The organism is Kitasatospora dryopteridis (assembly GCF_050749075.1).
Lineage (GTDB): Bacteria > Actinomycetota > Actinomycetes > Streptomycetales > Streptomycetaceae > Kitasatospora.
Genome location: NZ_CP192749.1, coordinates 1,276,330 through 1,291,343 on the forward strand (window position 1 = coordinate 1,276,330; position 15,014 = coordinate 1,291,343).

The following is a 15,014-nucleotide window of genomic DNA, read 5'->3' on the forward strand; positions in this document are numbered from 1 at the left end:
CCGCCGTCAGCGGTAGGCGGGGATACCGGTGAGGGCCTGGCCGATGACCAGGGTGTGGATCTCGCTGGTGCCCTCGTAGGTGAGGACGGACTCCAGGTTGTTGGCATGGCGCAGCGGCGAGTAGTCCAGCGAGATGCCGTTGGCGCCGAGGATCGTGCGGCACTCGCGGGCGATGGCGATCGCCTCGCGGACGTTGTTGAGCTTGCCGGTGCTGACCTGCTCGGGGCGGATCCGGCCCTGCTCCTTGAGCCGGCCGAGGTGGACGGCGAGCAGGGCGGCGTTGTTCAGCGAGACGGCCATGTCGGCGAACTTCTGCTGGGTGAGCTGGAAACCGCTGATCGGCCGGTCGAACTGGATCCGGTCGGCGCCGTACGCCAGCGCGGTCTGCAGGCAGTCGCGGGCGGCACCGACCGCGCCGAAGAGGATGCCGAAACGGGCCTCGTTGAGGCAGCCCAGCGGGGCGCCGAGCCCGCGCGCCCCGGGCAGCTGCGCGGAGGCGGGCAGCCGGACGTCCGCGAAGCTCAGCTCGGCCGTGGTGGAGGCGCGCAGCGAGAGCTTCTGCTTGATCTCGCGGGCCTCGAAGCCGGGGGTGCCGCGCGGGACGAGGAAGCCGCGGATGCCCTCCTCGGTCGAGGCCCAGACGGTGGCGATGTCCGCGATGGCGCCGTTGGTGATCCACATCTTGGCGCCGTTGAGGATCCAGTCGTCGCCGTCGCGGACGGCCTTGGTGCGCATGCCGGCCGGGTTGGAGCCGAAGTCCGGCTCGGTCAGGCCGAAGCAGCCGATCGCCTCGCCGGCGGCCATCCGCGGCAGCCACTCCTGCTTCTGCTCCTCGGAGCCGTAGCGGTGGATGGAGTACATGGCGAGCGAGCCCTGGACGGAGACGAAGCTGCGGAAGCCGGAGTCGGCGGCCTCCAGCTCCAGGCAGGCCAGGCCGTAGGCGACCGCGTTCGTGCCGGCGCAGCCGTAGCCCTCCAGGTGCATGCCGAGGACGCCGAGCTTGCCGAGTTCGGGGGCGATCTCCCGCGGGAAGTGCGCGTTCTCGAACCATTCGGCGAGGTTGGGGCGGACGTGGTCGGCGAGGAAGCGGGCCACGGTGGCCTGGATCTCGCGCTCCTCGTCGGTGAGCAGCGACGGGATGTCGAGCAGGTCGAGCGGGTCCTTCATCGGGCCGGTCACGGGGTGTCTCCGTTCGTGGGGTGGTGGGGTGCGTCGAGCCAGGCGAGGAGTTCGTCGGTGTGCTCGCCGAGCCGCGGCGGGGCGAGGCGGTAGGCGGGCGGGGTGCGGGAGAGGCCGATCGGGTTGGCGGGCAGGCCCTGGTCGGTGCGCGGGGCGAGGCCGAGGCGTTCGGCGAGTCCGAAGGCTCCGGCGACGTCGTTGACCGGGCCGCAGGGGACGCCGAGCGGGGTGAGGTGCTCGAACCAGGCGGCGGCGGTGCGCTCCTTGAGCCGCCGGCCGATCTCCTCGGCGAGTTCGTCGACGTGCGCGACCCGGTCGGCGTTGGTGGTGAAGCGCGGGTCGTCGGCGAGGTCGGGGGCGTCCACGCCGCGGCACAGCGCGCCGAACTGGCGGTCGTTGCCGACCGCGACCACCAGCGGCCGGTCGGCGGCGCGGAACACCTCGTACGGGGCGATGGACGGGTGGCGGTTGCCGAGGATGCCGGGGACGGCGCCGGCCAGGGTGTAGCCCGCGGACTGGTTGACCAGGCTGGACAGCAGCGTGGAGAGCAGGTTGACCTCGACGAGCTGGCCGCGGCCGGTGGTGTCGCGCTCGCGCAGGGCGGCGAGGATGCCGACGGCGGCGTGCAGGCCGGTGAGGACGTCGACCAGGGCGACCCCGGCCTTCACGGGCTGGCCGGGCCCCGCTCCGGTGACGCTCATCAGCCCGCCGACGGCCTGGATCAGCAGGTCGTAGCCGGGCAGCGCGGCGCCCTCGCCGGTGCCGAAGCCGGTGATCGAGCAGTACACGGCGCGCGGGTTGACGGCGTGCACGTCCTCGTACGCGAGGCCGTGCCGGGCCATGGTGCCGGGGCGGAAGTTCTCCACCACCACGTCGGCGCGGCGGGCGAGTTCGAGGGCCCGGCGGCGGTCGGCCTCCTCGCGCAGGTCGAGGGTGAGGGAGCGCTTGTTGCGGTTGACCGACAGGTAGTAGGTGGCCTGCCCGTCCGGGGCGTAGGGCGGGCCCCAGGCGCGGGTGTCGTCGCCGCCGTCGGGGCGTTCGACCTTGACCACGTCCGCGCCGAGGTCGGCGAGCAGCATCGTGGCGTACGGGGCCGCGAGCACCCGCCCGAAGTCCGCGACGAGCACTCCGGCGAGCGGCGCGCCCGTGAACGGCGCGCCGGCGCCCGATTCCGTCGGTTCCGTCCCCATCGGCACCTCCTTCGTTCGGTGTGGCGCACATTCTGTGCGCCCGAACCACGGTTTGGCAGGAGACGAAATGGAGTGGCGCAGGGGGGACGCGCTGGACGTTCCGTCCAGGTTCCCCCCGTCCCCCGGCCGCGGTGTCCGGACCGGTGTCAGGCCGGCGGGGCGGTGGACAGTCCGTCGACCACCTCCGCGCCCGGGAGGTGGTCGAGCAGGGCCTTCGGGGCGACGAGCAGCTTGCCGGCCCGGTCACCGCCGCCGAGGACGATCTCGGCGCGCTCCAGCACCGGCGCGTCCACGTACACCGGCATCCCCGGCGGCAGCGCCACCGGCGTCACCCCGCCGACCTGCATACCGGTCAGCTCGACGGTCTCCTCGGCGCTCGCGAAGGACACCCGGCGGGCGCCGAGCAGCTTCTTGACGGCCCGGTTGACGTCCAGCCGCCGGGTGGCCTGGACGAGGCAGGCGGCGTAGCGGCGCGGCTCGGTCTTGCCCACCACGAGGATGCAGTTGACCGAGTCCTCCAGGGTGAAGCCGTACCGCTCGCAGAACTGCGCGGTGTCGGCGAACTCCGGGTCGATCTCCACCCACCCGTACGGCACTCCCCAGCCGTCCAGCGCGGCCCGGACGGACTCTGCGGTGCCCTGCGTACTCTGCGTGCTCTCCATGCGCCCCGAAGCTACCAGCCGGTCGCCCCCGCGGGGCGCGCCGACGGTCAGGTGGCGGCGGGAGTATCGAAGGGGAGGCCGAGGGCGGCGAGCAGTTCCAGGACGAGGTCCTCGGCGAACGGGTCGCTCTCGGCGGCGAAGACGGCCGCGAGGGCTGCGTGGTCGGCCGTCAGGCCGTGGGCGGCGGCCCAGTCGGCCGCGGTGCGGGCGGTCTCGGCGGGAGCGCCGATCCAATCCTGCGGGCAGTCGTAGTCCAGCGCCGTCTCGGGCGAGAGCACGCACGTCCAGGTCGGCCCGTCGGCGTCGAACGCCTCGACCACGGCGAAGTCGCTGTCGAGGACGAACGCACTCACCACCGGCCCGGCCGTCTCCGCCGCGAGGGCGGCGGCCCGCACGTCCTCCCCGGACGTCGCCAGGAACTGCCATGCCCCGGCCTGCGCCGACTGCTCCGGGAGAGCCCCGCTCGCGCGGACGGCGGCGCTCTCGGCCAGCGGGGTGCGTGAGCGGGCGACGGTGAGGTTTCCGGTGAATCCCATGCCGCGGAACCTACCGCCGGGCACCGACACGGCGGTCGGTGCCCGGCGGGGTCGTCGCGGTCAGGACACCGGGGCGGAGGCCGGTGCCGACTGGGCGCTCTGCGGGGCGGAGGAGTGCCCGGCGGAGCTCGCCGGTGCCGAGGAGTACACCGAGGACGGGGCCGAGGACGGGGCCGAGGAGGGTACCGAGGACGGGGCCGAGGAGGGCGCCGAGGACGGGGCCGAGGGCGAGCCGGACTCCGATCCCGACGGCCCCGAGCTCGGGCTGCCGGAGGACGGGGTGCCGCTCGACGGTGTCCCCGAGGACGGCGAGCCGCTGGACGGCGAGCCGGAGGACGAGCCGGAGGACGAGCCCGAGGACGGCGCGGTGGGCGGCACCGTCGGCACGTGGGTGGTGTCGCCGCCCGTGCCACCGGTCGGCCGGCCGAACGGGGTGCCGTTCATGTCCACCAGCACGATCACCTCGATCGGCGCCGGGGCGGGCGTCACGGTGACCACCTGCTGCCCGTTGAAGCCGGACCAGGGCTGCCCGTTGTACGAGGCGGGCGCGCCGGGGGCCGGCGGCAGCAGCGGGTTGCCGCAGGCACAGCGGACCCTCGGCACACCGTGCGAGTCGATCAGCACGGCGGTGCCGGTCTGCAGGACGGCCTGGTACGCGGTGGCCTGGCCGTTGACGGTGTCCCCGAGGACGGCGAGCCGCTGGACGGCGAGCCGGAGGACGAGCCGGAGGACGAGCCCGAGGACGGCGCGGTGGGCGGCACCGTCGGCACGTGGGTGGTGTCGCCCACCGCGCCGTCCTCGGGCTCGTCCTCCGGCTCGTCCTCCGGCTCGCCGTCCAGCGGCTCGCCGTCCTCGGGGACACCGTCGAGCCAGACTCCGATCCCGACGGCCCCGAGCTCGGGCTGCCGGAGGACGGGGTGCCGCTCGACGGTGTCCCCGAGGACGGCGAGCCGCTGGACGGCGAGCCGGAGGACGAGCCGGAGGACGAGCCCGAGGACGGCGCGGTGGGCGACACCACCCACGTGCCGACGGTGCCGCCCACCGCGCCGTCCTCGGGCTCGTCCTCCGGCTCGTCCTCCGGCTCGCCGTCCAGCGGCTCGCCGGAGGACGAGCCGGAGGACGAGCCCGAGGACGGCGCGGTGGGCGGCACCGTCGGCGCGTGGGTGGTGTCGCCGCCCGTGCCACCGGTCGGCCGGCCGAACGGGGTGCCGTTCATGTCCACCAGCACGATCACCTCGATCGGCGCCGGGGCGGGCGTCACGGTGACCACCTGCTGCCCGTTGAAGCCGGACCAGGGCTGCCCGTTGTACGAGGCGGGCGCGCCGGGGGCCGGCGGCAGCAGCGGGTTGCCGCAGGCACAGCGGACCCTCGGCACACCGTGCGAGTCGATCAGCACGGCGGTGCCGGTCTGCAGGACGGCCTGGTACGCGGTGGCCTGGCCGTTGCTGAAGCCGTGGTTGGTGACCCGGGTGTCGGCCCGCAGCACCACCGGGGTGAGGGTCTTCAGGTAGGGGTCGATCTCGTTGGGCTGAATGCCCTCGACCCCGGCCCAGGCCTTGGCCTTGTCCGGGTTGGCGGTGAGGAATCCGCTCAGCTTGGCCACGTCGCAGCTGGAGACGTTCATGGTGCCGCCGTAGAGGCCCGCGTCGCCGCCGCTGCGGGTGCCGCCGGTGGGCGGTGCGGCCGACCCGGTGCCGGCGCTCGGGCTCGCGCCCTCTTGGGCGACCGAACCGGTGAACGGGTCCTGCCCGGCGGAACCGGCCGGCTGCAGCGCGACCGGCTGGGCCGCCGCCGTGCCGCCGGACCCGGCGCTGAGCACCAGGCCGAGGACGACGCCGAGCACCACCGCCGCGATACCGGCCGGCAGGACGGTGCGCGGGTTGCGCCACCACGGAGTGCGCCGGTGCTCGCCGCCGCCTCCGCCACCCGTGACCACCGTCCGCGGACCGCTGGGCGGCCCCCCGGTGCCGCCGGCCCCGCCCGGGTGGGCGCCCGGGCCGGAGGTCGGTCCGGACGGCGGGCCCGAGGGGTAGGAGGTCGGACCGGAATCGCCCGGACGGCTGCCGGACGGCGGCGGGCTGGAAGGAGGGCCGGAGAGCGGTCCGGACGGCGGCCCGGCCGGGCCCTCTGGCGGGCCGGACGGCTGGTCGGGCGGCGGCGGGTTCGGGCTCACGGGTGTTCCTCCCGTCCTTGACACCCCCCGGAGGCCATTCTCCGCGCGCCCGGGCCCGCCCGCGCGACAGCTCGCCGTTCCCCGGCCGCGGGCGGAGTCTGGAAGGAGTCCACCGGAGCCGACCCGGCAGGAGCTGAGTGTGCGGACGAGCAGCGGGCCCGGTGCCCGTACGAGCGGCGGAACAGGGGCCAGGACCGGCGGCCCCTCGGCCGAACTGCGGCACTGGGGCGAGGCCCTGGCGGCAGTGGCGGCCGCGGTGGCGGGCATGGTGGCGATGGCGGCCGTCGGCCTGTACTTCGCGGGGGCGAACGAGCTCCCGTCCGGCGGCTACGGGGCGGTGGTCGCCGCCACCGTGCTGATGGCCTTCGGTGCGTCCGCCCGGGTGGAGGGCGGGGCGGCGTTCGTGGCCGGCGCCAAGGGCGGGATCGAGGCGGTGCCGCTGTCGGTCGGGCTGACCGGGGCGCTGCTGCTGGCCTGGCTGTTCCTGCGGCCGATGCGGCTGCACGCCACCGTCACCGGCCGCGAGCTGCTGGCCCGGGTGGGCCGGGTCGCGGTGCTGTGGACGGCGGCGGTGCTGCTGCTCTCGCTGCCGGCCGAGAAGAGCTTCACCGTGTCCACCGGCGAACCGCTGGTCGACGAACTGGGCGACCTCATCGGAGCCTCCCCGACGGTCGGCTTCGCGGTGGACACCGGCCGGGCGGTCGGCTTCGGCCTGCTGTGGCTGGCGGTCGTCCTGCTGCTGGCACTGGCCGTCTCCCGGCGCACCCCGCTGCCGCTGCCGTTGCTGCGCTTCAACACCGCCGTCCGCCCGGCCGCACACGCCACCCTGACGCTGCTGCTGGTGTACGTGGCGCTGGCACTGCCGATCGGGCTGGTGGAGGCCGCGGTCGGCGGGCACGCCAAGCAGACGCTGGCGGTGGTCTTCCTCGGCCTGCCGAACCTGGCCTGGCTGGCGCTCGGCGTCGGCATGGGCGGGGTCTGGCACGGCCATGTCGCGGGCACCCTCGGCCTGCCGATGCCGCAGCCGCTGGCCGGGGTGCTGCGGGACGACCAGAACGTCCGGCTGGACCTCGCCACCCTCACCGAACAGGACTCCCGGGCCTGGCTGCTGGTCGCCCTCGCCGTGGTGGCACTGCTGCTGACCGGCCTCGGCATGGCGATGCACGCACCGCCCACGGTCAAGGCCTGGCAGCACGCCCTGCACCTGGCGCTGGCACTGGCCGTGGCGATGCTGCTGATCGGCGTGCTGACCCGGATCTCCGCCGCATACGGCCTGACGCTGCTGGGCTTCGGCGGCAGCGGCGCGGCGGTCCTGGAGCCGGACCTGCTGGTGCTGGTCGCCGTCGGCGCGGTCTGGGGCGCGGTGGCCGGCCTGATCGGCGGCTGGACGGCGGCCCGCGTGCGCCGCGACAACCACCCACCGGCGTAGGGGTGTCCCACGAGGGGCGCCGGGGGCACCTCCCGGCCGAAAGCTGGGAGGTGCCCCCGGCCGCCCCTATGGGTTACCCCCTGTGCCGTAGACGGGAAGAGCCCAGGGCGGGGGCTCGGGCGGGGGTGAGGGCGGGGGCGGGATCTTCGGTACGGCCGACTCGGGGATCTGGGGGACGAGTTCAGTCGGGGTCGGCACGGGGATCGCCGCGACGTGCTCGACGCCGTGCAGGGCGCCGACGAAGGCCAGGCAGCTGTCGTAGCGCTCGTCCGGGGTCTTGGCGAGTGCCCGGATCAGCACGTCGTCCAGGGCGGGCGGCAGGTTGGGGCGCTGTTCGCTGAGGTGCGGCGGCGGGTCGTTGAGGTGGGCCCAGAGCTGGGCGAGGTCGTCGTCGCGCTGGTAGGGCGGGGTGCCGGAGAGCATCTCGTAGACCACGCAGGCGAGGCTGTAGACGTCGCAGCGCCCGTCCACCGGCTTGCCGTTGATCTGTTCGGGGGCGACGTAGTCCAGCGTGCCGACGAACTGGCCGACGGTGGTCAGGCCGGAGAGCGAGAGGGACTTCTTGGTGAGGCCGAAGTCGGTGAGGTAGACGTGCTCGGGGTGCTCGGAGTCGGTGCCCTCGGCGACCAGGATGTTGCCCGGCTTGACGTCGCGGTGGACGAGGTCGTGGCTGTGTGCGGCGTCCAGCGCGGAGGCGACCTGGGTGGTGATCCGCACGGTCTGCCGCAGCGAGAGCGGGCCCTCCCGGTCGAGCAGGGCGCGCAGGTCGCGGCCGCTGACGTACCGCATCGCGATGTAGAGCAGGCCGTCGGCCTCGCCGGCATCGTAGACGGGCACGATGTGCGGGTGGTCGATGGCCGCGGCGGCCTTGGACTCGCGGATGAAGCGCTCCCGGAAGACGTCGTTGCGGACGAGGTCGGGGGCGAGCAGCTTGACCGCGACGGTGCGGCCGAGGCGCAGGTCCTCGGCGCGGTAGACCACGGCCATGCCGCCGCGCCCGATCAGCTGCTCCAGCCGGTAGGCGGCGAGCTGGTGGCCGGTCAGGTCGGTCGGTGCGGCAGTGGTCATCCGGCCTCACCCCGGCTGCCGGCCGCGGACGCCCCGGCGGACGGCGGCTCGACGGTGGCGTACGTCTGGAGCCGGGTGCCGTCGCTGTAGAACCAGCGGCCCTGGTCGAGGTCGAGCAGCCAGGCGGACGGGCCGTCGAGGACGGCGCCGAGCCGCAGGTTGCGGGTGCGCTCGCGGAAGGTCTCCAGGTCGATCAGGCCGTCCGCGTACTCGCCGACCAGGCGGCGGTAGGAGGCGAGGGCCTTCTCGAGGGCGGCGAGCAGCGGCCGCGGGTCCTCGACGGTGGCGAGGCCGTGGTCGGTGCCGGGCGGCGGGTGCGGCACGGTGACCAGCAGGCGGCCGTCGACCCAGGCCGACCAGCCGTTGGAGCAGACGATCCGGGACCAGTTGCCGCTGCTGTCGGCGACCCGGACGGGCAGCAGCGGGTCGAGCCGCACCGAGGGCCGGGACGGGTCCGGGCTCGCCCAGGTCTGCAGCCCGTCGGCGGGAGCCACATGGGTCGGCTGGAACTCGTACGGGGCTGTCATCCGGCGGTCACCTCCGCATCACGGCGGGTTCGTGACGGCGCAGCAGGCGGGAGACCAGCAGGCCGAGGACGATGCTCAGCACCACCATCATGCCCATGGCGATCAGCCAGGCGGAGGTCTCGTGGCGGAACAGGGGGTCGGAGGTGATCGGCTTGGGCACGATCGCGTGCAGGTCGAGGGTTCCGGCCATCGCGGCGAACGCCCAGCGGGAGGGGACGATCCAGGACAGCTGGGCGAGCCCGGGCGTGCTGTTCAGCTGGATCAGCGCGCCGCAGAACACCACCTGCACGATCGCGACGAGCACCAGCAGCGGCATGGTCACCTCCTCCTTCTTCACCAGGGCGGAGATGAGCAGGCCGAGCATCATGGCGGTGAAGGCGAGCAGGGCGACGGCCAGGGTGATCTCCGCCAGCGACGGCATGAGGACGCCGCTGCCGCCCTGGGGGCGCAGATCGACGCCCAGCAGGGCGACCATGGTGAGCACCACCGCCTGGACGACGGTGATCGTGCCCAACACGATGATCTTCGACCAGAGGTAGGCCGATCTGGACAGGCCGACGGCGCGTTCTCGCTGGTAGATGACGCGTTCCTTGACCAGCTCGCGGACGGAGTTGGCGGCGCCGGTGAGGACCGCGCCGACGCAGAGGATCAGCAGCCCGTTGAAGACGCTGTTCTCGTCCAGCTTGCTGCCGGCCAGCGCCCGGGCCATCGCGCCCATGACGAAGGGCAGCGCGATCATGACGGCCAGGAAGGTGCGGTCGGCGGTCAGCGCGGTGGCGTACCGGCGGACCAGCGTGGAGACCTGTTTGCCCCAGCTCTGCGGCGGCGGGGGCGGCGGCGCGGGCGCCTCGGCGGCGGGCGCCGGGAGGGCGGCCGGCCGGGGGTGGTCCATCGCGCCGGCGATGTAGCGGCGGTAGGCGGGCGAGGACCGGTACTGGCCGGCCCAGTCGCGGTCGGCGTCGTTCTCGAAGGCGTCGAAGGCGTCCGGCCACTGTTTGAAGCCGAAGAAGTCCAGCGTCTCGCCGGGCGGGCCGTAGAAGGCGATCCGGCCGCCGGGGGCGAGCAGCAGCAGCCGGTCGCACAGGTCGAGGCTGAGCACGCTGTGGGTGACGACGATGACGGTGCGCCCGTCGTCGGCCAGGTTGCGCAGCATCTGCATGACCGAGCGGTCCATGCCGGGGTCGAGGCCGGAGGTCGGCTCGTCCAGGAAGAGCAGCGAGGGCTTGGTGAGCAGCTCCAGGGCGACGCTGACCCGCTTGCGCTGGCCGCCGGAGAGGCTGGAGATCACCTGGTCGGCGCGCTTCTCCAGGCCGAGTTCGTGGATGACCTCCTCGACCCGGGCCTCGCGCTCGGCGGCGGCGGTGTCGCCGGGGAAGCGCAGTTCGGCGGCGTACCGCAGGGCGCGGCGGACCGGCAGCTGGGTGTGCAGGATGTCGTCCTGCGGGACGAGGCCGATCCGGCGGCGCAGCTCGGCGTAGTCGCGGTACAGGTCGCGGCCGTCGTAGCGGACGGCGCCCTCGTCGGCGGGCCGCAGCCCGGTGAGGGCGTTGAGCAGGGTGGACTTGCCGGCGCCGCTCGGGCCGGCCACGGCGAGCAGCGTCTTCTGGCCGACCGGGAAGGTCACCGAGTCGAGCAGCCGGCGGCCGCCGGCGACGGTGACGGTGAGGCCGTCCACGTCGAGGTCGACGTCGCCGGTGTCGACGAACTGCTGCAGCTCGTCGCCGACCAGGCAGAACACCGAGTGGCCGATGCCGATCAGGTCGCCCTCGCCGACCAGGGCGTTGAGCACCGGCTGGCCGTTGAGGTAGGTGCCGTTGTGGCTGCCGACGTCGGCGATCTCGAAGCGGCCGTCGGGCCGGGCGCGCAGTTCGGCGTGCCGGCGGGAGACCGACAGGTCGCCGACGACCAGGTCGCTGTCGGGGGCGCGGCCGATCCGCACCACCTTCGCCGGCAGCGGGCGGACGGTGGTCGGGGGGCGCAGCGAGCCGGTGATGGCGGTCAGCGCGGACGGTTGCCGGTCGACGGCCGGCTTCCGGGGCAGCTCGTGGAGGCTGCAGCAGGGCCCGTCGGCGGCGCTGCCGAAGCGGAGCACGCTGCCGGGGCCGACGTCCAGGTGCTGCACCCGGTGGCCGTCGGTGAAGGTGCCGTTGGTGGAGCCGGTGTCGTCGAGCGACCAGTGGTCGCCGTCGGCGTGCAGCACGGCGTGGTGCCAGGAGACCCGCGGGTCGCTGAGGACGATCTCGCTCGTCGGGTCGCGGCCGACGTGGTATGTGCGACTCGGGCTGATGACCTGCGAGTCGCCGTCGGTCTCGAGTACCAGCTGCGGCGCGGTGAGCGCGGCGGGTCGCTCTCCCATACCGCCGATGGTAGCCGCGCCCCGCACGGCACGCCCGATGCCGCCGGGGCCCTGCCGATGGCCCCGCGGGGCGGCCCTCGACATGCCCACGGCGGGGTGATTCGACCGGAAACCGGAGTGTCACCCGGTATGTCTTGGGGCATGACGAGTTCGTACTGTCGGCCGCACATCGGGGAGGCTCCGTGAACACCTGGGCGACCTGGACCACGCAGGGCATTCTCGCCGGCACCGGTGGGGTGCGAACGGTCGAGTTGGGCGTCATCAAGGGCGATCTGACGGTCCACACGACGTGGATCGAGGGCGAGGCCCGGCTGACGGTGCAGTACAGCGGGGCGCTGGACTGGTTCACCGTGGAGGGCAGTCCGGTGCCCGCCGGGGACGAGGCGACGGCGCGCGAGCTCCACCAGCGGATGGTGGAGGCGGTGAAGGCCGGCGGCGGTGCGACCGCCCCGAGCTGACCGGCGGCGGGCGCTGCCCGCGGTCGCCCTCGCACTGGCCGCGCTGCTCGCCGGCTGCACCTCGGCCGGCGGCGGCGCCGGCGGCGCGCTGCCGTCCACGGTGGTCGCCACCGCGGCGAGCGCCACCCCGCTGCAGCCCGGCGACTGGCCGACGTACCACCGGGACGCGCTGCGCACCGGCACGGCACCGGGCGCGGCGCCGGTCGGTCCGCTGCACGGCGTCTGGACGGCGGAGCTCGACGGCGCGGTGTACGCGCAGCCGCTGGTGATCGGCGACCGGGTGCTCGCGGCCACCGAGAACAACACCGTGTACGGGCTGGACGCGGCCACCGGGAAGGTGGTGTGGAGCCGTCACCTGGGCTCCCCGGCCAGGGCGGCGGAGCTGCCCTGCGGCAACATCGACCCGCTGGGCATCACCGGCACACCGGTCTACGATCCGGACACCGGGCGGGTGTTCGCGGTCGCCGAGCTGGCCGGCGGGAAGCACCTGCTGGCCGGGCTGGACGCGCGGACCGGCGCACTCGCCGTGCAGCGGGAGGTCGAGCCGCCGAAGGGCGACCCGGTGGCGCACCAGCAGCGGGCCGCGCTGGCGCTGTGGAACGGCCGGGTGGTGGTCGCCTTCGGCGGCCTCTTCGGCGACTGCGGCGACTACGTCGGCAGTGTGGTGTCGGTGCCGACCAGCGGCGCCGGCACCGTCCTGTCGTACGCGGTGCCGACCGCCCGCGAGGGCGGGATCTGGGCGAGCGGGGGGCCCGTGGTGGACGGCGACCGGCTGCTGGTCGCGGTCGGCAACGGCGAGTCGGTGGGCGGCTCCTACGACGGCTCGGACTCCGTCGTGGCCCTCTCCCCCGAGCTGCGGCGGCTCGACTTCTTCGCCCCCTCGACCTGGGCGGACGACAACGCCTCCGACCTGGACCTGGGCTCGCTCGCACCGGTGCGGGTCGGCGACCACGTGCTGGCCGTGGGCAAGCGCGGCGAGGCGTACGTGATGGACGCGCAGCGGCTCGGCGGCATCGGCGGGCAGGTCGCGCAGGCGACGGTCTGCCCGGCGTACGGCGGCGCCGCAGTGGACGGCTCCGCGGTGTACGTGCCCTGCCTGCAGGGGCTGGCCCGGCTGACGGTGGGCCAGGACGGCTCGCTGCACGAGGACTGGCAGGTGGATCTCGGGCGGGGCGGGTCGCCGGTGGTCGGCGGTGGCGCCGTGTGGGTGGTGGACGACCGGCACGGGGTGCTGCTCGCCCTGGACCCGGCGACCGGACGCGAGCTCCGGCGGGCGAAGACCGGCCCCGCGCCGCACTTCGCCTCCCCGGTGCTCGCCGGCGGGCGGGTGCTGGTCGGGACGGACAGCGGGGTCACCGCCTTCTCGGTGGGCTGAGCCCGCGGGGCCGGCCGGATTCCACCGCACGGGAACCGGCGCGGCATGCAACCGGAATTCCCGCAGAACCGTGATACCTACCGGGCTCCCGAGGCGTGTACAGGAGCGGGGGTCCATCACTCCCGAGGAAGATCATCTGATGATCCGTCAGATGATAATGTACAGGCCAATGGGGGGCGTGGGCGACGCGCGCGCCCCGCCGCACCCGATTCCTGGAGCATCTGTGCCCGCACGCCTGCACCGCCGCGCCCTGCCGCTTGCAGCAGCAGCCGCCCTCGCCGCCACCCTGCTGGCCGGCTCGGCCCAGGCCGACAACCCGGCCCCGGCCGACCCGACGCTGACGGCCGACCTCGACGCGCTGCTGGCCGACGCCCGCCTCGCCAACGCGCAGGCCGGCGTCCAGGTCCTCGACGCCGCCACCGGCCAGGTCCTCTACGCACGCCAGCCCGGCGCCCTGCTCACCCCGGCGTCCACCATGAAGACCGTCACCTCGGCCGCCGCCCTCGACCTGCTCGGCGCCGACCACCGCTTCACCACCGAGGTCCGCACCACCGGCACCGTGTCCGGCAGCAAGCTCGCCGGCGACCTGGTGCTCCGCGGCGGCGGCGACCCCAGCCTGCTCGTCCAGGACCTCGACGACCTGGCCGCCAAGGTCGCCGCCTCCGGCATCACCACCGTCACCGGCCGGGTGCTCGCCGACGGCAGCCGCTACGACAGCACCCCGCTCGGCCCCGGCTGGGCCTGGGACGACGAGGCCTACTCGTACAGCCCGCAGATATCCGGCCTGACCGTCGCCAACGACGCCGAGTACCAGATGGACACCGTCCAGGTCGTCGTCACCCCGGGCGCGGCCGGCGAGAAGGCCAAGGTCGCCCTGGTGCCGGCCGAGGCCCCGATGAAGTTCACCGGCAGCATCACCACCGGCGCGGCCGGCAGCGCCACCACCGCCGACGCCGACCGCCGCCGCGGCGCCAACGAGGTGCTGCTCTCCGGCAGCATCGCCGCCGGCGCCGCACCCGCCACCTACTGGGTGACCGTCGAGGACCCGGCCACCTACGCCGCCAAGGTCTTCGCCGGCGCACTCGCCCGGCACGGCGTGAAGGTGCAGCGCGGCGTCCAGACCGCCACCGGTTCGGAGGCCTCGCAGCCCCTCGCCTCGCACGACTCCAAGACCCTCGCCGAGCTGGTCGTCCCGCTGCTGAAGATCAGCAACAACGGCATCGCCGAGCACCTGACCAAGGAACTCGGCAAGGTCAAGGGCGGCAAGGGCGACTGGGCCACCGGCGTCAACCAGATCAAGGGCTTCCTCAAGGCCAACGGCCTGGAGACCCCGGGCGGCCGCCAGGTCGACGGCTCCGGCCTCTCCCGCTACGACCTGATCACCCCGGGCAAGATGGCCGGCCTGCTCAAGGCCGCCCAGGACAAGCCCTGGTTCAACGCCTGGTACAACGCACTGCCCGTCGCCGGCAACCCGGACCGCATGGTCGGCGGCACCCTGGCCGCCCGCATGCGCGGCACCAAGGCCGAGAACAACGTGCACGCCAAGAGCGGCTCGATGGGCGGCGTCGTCAGGGGCAGGTGTAGGGGAAGGACACCGAGGAGGTGCCGCTGCCCGGTCCCACGATCTCCAGGGTGGCCGTGGCCTGCACGCTGCCGTGGCCCTGGAAGGTCCAGCGGAGCACCACGTCCGTGGTGCGGCGGCCACTGGGGACCGGCTGGGTGAGCACGCCGGAGTCGGTGCCGTCACTGCGCTTCCAGCGGTAGCGGACGTTGCCCGCGCCGCCCTCGGTGGAGATCGTGCCGGTGATCACCGCCGTGCCGTCGCACGAGGGCCCGTTCGCGTTGTCCGTGCGGACGGCGACCCCGCTCACCGCGACCGGCCGCCCGTAGCGGTCCCATGCCAGCCAGGCGAGCACCGCGATCAGCAGGAGCAGCAGCCAGCGGCGGCGCCGCTTCGGCTGCTCCGGGGCCGGCGGCAGCGCGGTCGCCCCGTGCCAGACCGCGGCCGCCTGCGGGGGCACGCCCGGTCCGAAGCGCTGCAGCCCGTCCTGCGCCGCGGGC

The 15,014-nt window shown here is 74.5% G+C and carries 12 protein-coding genes and 1 pseudogene; 4 read left to right on the forward strand and 9 right to left on the reverse strand.

The annotated features are described in order from the left end of the window. Positions 1–6 precede the first annotated feature (6 nt). From ACQ614_RS05790 to ACQ614_RS05815, 6 genes and pseudogenes are all read right to left on the reverse strand, one after another. Positions 7–1,167, reverse strand: a complete 1,161-nt coding sequence (locus tag ACQ614_RS05790; RefSeq protein ID WP_431683829.1) for an acyl-CoA dehydrogenase family protein — start codon at positions 1,165–1,167, stop codon at positions 7–9. 8 nt (positions 1,168–1,175) lie between these two features. Continuing rightward, positions 1,176–2,369: a CaiB/BaiF CoA transferase family protein gene (locus ACQ614_RS05795; RefSeq protein ID WP_431677128.1), complete on the reverse strand. Its 1,194-nt coding sequence runs from the start codon at positions 2,367–2,369 to the stop codon at positions 1,176–1,178. 146 nt (positions 2,370–2,515) lie between these two features. Next, entirely contained in the window at positions 2,516–3,031 is a 516-nt protein-coding gene (locus ACQ614_RS05800) for a YbaK/EbsC family protein (protein ID WP_431677130.1), read from the reverse strand. Between the two features lie 47 nt (positions 3,032–3,078). Next, positions 3,079–3,567 (reverse strand): hypothetical protein, encoded by a 489-nt coding sequence (locus ACQ614_RS05805; protein WP_431677132.1) that lies wholly within the window; start codon positions 3,565–3,567, stop codon positions 3,079–3,081. 60 nt (positions 3,568–3,627) lie between these two features. Continuing rightward, on the reverse strand, positions 3,628–4,191 hold the full coding sequence (locus tag ACQ614_RS05810) for a DUF6777 domain-containing protein (protein ID WP_431677133.1): 564 nt from the start codon (positions 4,189–4,191) through the stop codon (positions 3,628–3,630). A 628-nt stretch (positions 4,192–4,819) separates the two neighbouring features. Beyond that, positions 4,820–5,191 (reverse strand): annotated as a pseudogene (locus tag ACQ614_RS05815) (DUF6777 domain-containing protein); the annotation flags it as partial. A 688-nt stretch (positions 5,192–5,879) separates the two neighbouring features. Between ACQ614_RS05815 and ACQ614_RS05820 the strand changes: the two are divergent. Continuing rightward, positions 5,880–7,169, forward strand: a complete 1,290-nt coding sequence (locus ACQ614_RS05820) for a streptophobe family protein (protein ID WP_431677135.1) — start codon at positions 5,880–5,882, stop codon at positions 7,167–7,169. A gap of 66 nt (positions 7,170–7,235) precedes the next feature. On the opposite strand, the gene ACQ614_RS05825 is transcribed toward ACQ614_RS05820, so the two are convergent. Genes ACQ614_RS05825 through ACQ614_RS05835 form a run of 3 tightly spaced genes read right to left on the reverse strand, consistent with a single transcriptional unit; the run spans position 7,236 to position 11,120 of the window. Beyond that, a complete protein-coding gene (locus ACQ614_RS05825) occupies positions 7,236–8,237 on the reverse strand; it encodes a serine/threonine-protein kinase (protein ID WP_431677137.1) in 1,002 nt (333 codons plus the stop codon). Then, the gene (locus ACQ614_RS05830; protein WP_431677139.1) at positions 8,234–8,764 is read right to left on the reverse strand and encodes a hypothetical protein; all 531 of its coding nucleotides are present in this window, start codon (positions 8,762–8,764) and stop codon (positions 8,234–8,236) included. Before ACQ614_RS05830 ends, ACQ614_RS05825 begins: the two co-directional genes overlap by 4 nt. A 7-nt stretch (positions 8,765–8,771) precedes the next feature. Continuing rightward, on the reverse strand, positions 8,772–11,120 hold the full coding sequence (locus ACQ614_RS05835; RefSeq protein WP_431677140.1) for an FHA domain-containing protein: 2,349 nt from the start codon (positions 11,118–11,120) through the stop codon (positions 8,772–8,774). 182 nt (positions 11,121–11,302) lie between these two features. On the opposite strand from ACQ614_RS05835, the gene ACQ614_RS05840 reads away from it, so the two are divergent. From ACQ614_RS05840 to dacB, 3 genes are all read left to right on the forward strand, one after another. Then, positions 11,303–11,578, forward strand: coding sequence for a hypothetical protein (locus ACQ614_RS05840; protein ID WP_431677141.1), 276 nt, complete (start codon positions 11,303–11,305; stop codon positions 11,576–11,578). Continuing rightward, positions 11,559–12,953, forward strand: coding sequence for a PQQ-binding-like beta-propeller repeat protein (locus tag ACQ614_RS05845; protein ID WP_431677142.1), 1,395 nt, complete (start codon positions 11,559–11,561; stop codon positions 12,951–12,953). The genes ACQ614_RS05840 and ACQ614_RS05845 overlap by 20 nt, the downstream gene beginning before the upstream one ends. A 223-nt stretch (positions 12,954–13,176) precedes the next feature. After that, a complete protein-coding gene (gene dacB, locus ACQ614_RS05850) occupies positions 13,177–14,676 on the forward strand; it encodes a D-alanyl-D-alanine carboxypeptidase/D-alanyl-D-alanine endopeptidase (RefSeq protein ID WP_431677143.1) in 1,500 nt (499 codons plus the stop codon). Positions 14,677–15,014: the final 338 nt, after the last annotated feature.

Bases quoted from the DNA above. Each gene is read 5' to 3' on its own strand.
- ACQ614_RS05800 (WP_431677130.1), bottom strand. From the start codon at position 3,031: ATGGAGAGCACGCAGAGTACGCAGGGCACCGCAGAGTCCGTCCGGGCC.
- ACQ614_RS05835 (WP_431677140.1), bottom strand. From the start codon at position 11,120: ATGGGAGAGCGACCCGCCGCGCTCACCGCGCCGCAGCTGGTACTCGAG.
- ACQ614_RS05830 (WP_431677139.1), bottom strand. From the start codon at position 8,764: ATGACAGCCCCGTACGAGTTCCAGCCGACCCATGTGGCTCCCGCCGAC.
- ACQ614_RS05825 (WP_431677137.1), bottom strand. From the start codon at position 8,237: ATGACCACTGCCGCACCGACCGACCTGACCGGCCACCAGCTCGCCGCC.
- ACQ614_RS05805 (WP_431677132.1), bottom strand. From the start codon at position 3,567: ATGGGATTCACCGGAAACCTCACCGTCGCCCGCTCACGCACCCCGCTG.
- ACQ614_RS05795 (WP_431677128.1), bottom strand. From the start codon at position 2,369: ATGGGGACGGAACCGACGGAATCGGGCGCCGGCGCGCCGTTCACGGGC.
- ACQ614_RS05790 (WP_431683829.1), bottom strand. From the start codon at position 1,167: ATGAAGGACCCGCTCGACCTGCTCGACATCCCGTCGCTGCTCACCGAC.